Consider the following 1,694-nt stretch of genomic DNA (forward strand, 5'->3'; position numbering starts at 1 on the left):
CAGGCAGGACCGTTGGCGCCATGGATGGCGCCATCGAGCCCCCATGGATGGGTTCACGGCGTGTCCTGCCTGCCCACCCCGACCCGGCCAAACCATAGCAACCCATCGCCATGACCTGCCGTTGCCGTTGCCGTTGCCGTTGCCGTTGCCGTTGCTGTTGCGTGAAAGGCCTGCCGCAGGCAGCGCCGCAGCCGCCGCTGCAAGGAAACCTGAATGCGTTCCGGCACTGCACCTCAATCCCGCGCGCCCGCGGCCGATAACGGGGGTGTCATGGTGTATTCCGCCGTGGCCGGCTCGGCGCCGCCCGCCTGCTTCAAACTGGTCCTGCTCGATGAACCTCATGCATCGCTGGCAACACTACTTCAGCAATCTCTCCGTCCGGCGCAAGCTCAATCTGCTCACGCTGCTCATCGCGCTGGGCGTGGTCGCGCTGTCGGTGATCGCCGCCCGCATGCAGTACCTCGACCTGACTGAAACGCGCAAGACCTCGCTGAAGACCCAGGTCGAACTGAGTTACGGCATTGTCCAGCACTACCACCGCCTGGCCGGTACCGGCGAGCTCAGCGAAGAGGCAGCCAAGGCCGCCGCCCTGCAGGCGCTGGAGAGGATGCGTGCCGAGAACGACACCTACTACTACAACGTCTACGACACCGGCTACCGGGTACTCATGCACCCGTTCCGCAAGGACCTGGTCGGCAAGGACATGAAGGATTTCCGCACCGATGAAGGGGTGCGCATCTATTACCAGCAGGTCGAGGCAGCCAAGGCCGGGGGCGGCTTCGTCGACTACCGCTGGGCCAAGCCCGGCAGCGAAGGCACGGTCGGCAAGATCGCCTATGCCGGGCTGTTCGCGCCGTGGAACTGGGTCATCAGCAGTGGCGTCTACACGGACGACGTGCAGAAGCAGGCCCTGGTGTTCACCACGATCATGGCGATCTCCGGTGGCGTGGTGGTTCTGATCGTGCTGGCCTTGAGCTGGCTGATCGGCAACCGCATCGCGGTACCGTTGAAGCAGGCTACGGCCGTGGCCGAAGGCATCGCCGCTGGCAGACTGGACAGCCATATCGGCCCGCAGCCGCATGACGAGCCCGGCCGCCTGCTGGATGCGATGTCCGCCATGCAGCGGCAGCTGCACGCCGTGATCGGTGGCCAACGTGAGATGGCACGTCGCCACGACGCCGGTGAACTCAGCTACCGCATCGATGCCAGCGCATTCCCCGGCGAGTATGGGCTGATGGTGCAGGAGACCAATGCGCTGGTCGGCGGCCACGTGCAGACCCTTCATGATGTGCTCGATGTCGTCCAGCAATACGCCGTCGGCGATCTGAGCCGTGATATCGCCCGATACCCGGGCGAGAAGGCGGCGATGACCCACGCCGTTGATACCGTCAAGGACAACCTCGGCCGCATCAATGCCGAGATCAAGCAGCTGGCCGGCGCCGCCGCTGCCGGTGACTTCAGCCGTCGCGGCGACGCACAGCGCTTCGATCACGATTTCCGCACCATGCTGGAAAACCTCAACGCGATGATGGCAGTCAGCGATGAGAACCTCGGCAAGCTGTCACAGCTGCTGTCAGCCATCGCCGAAGGCGACCTGACCGCCCGCATGCAGGGCGACTACCAGGGCGTGTTCGCACGGATGCGTGACGATGCCAATGCCACCGTCACCCAGCTGACCCGCATCGTTGGCCAGA

1 protein-coding gene is annotated in these 1,694 nt (G+C 64.8%); it reads left to right on the forward strand.

Annotated features, from left to right (window positions below; all coding sequences use genetic code 11):
* Positions 1 to 331: 331 nt before the first annotated feature.
* On the forward strand, positions 332 to 1,694 hold a 1,363-nt coding region (locus QMZ25_RS18115), incomplete at its 3' end, for a cache domain-containing protein (RefSeq protein ID WP_283220069.1).

The sequence above is a fragment of the Stenotrophomonas sp. RS-48 genome (assembly GCF_030053245.1).
Taxonomy (GTDB): domain Bacteria; phylum Pseudomonadota; class Gammaproteobacteria; order Xanthomonadales; family Xanthomonadaceae; genus Stenotrophomonas; species Stenotrophomonas maltophilia_P.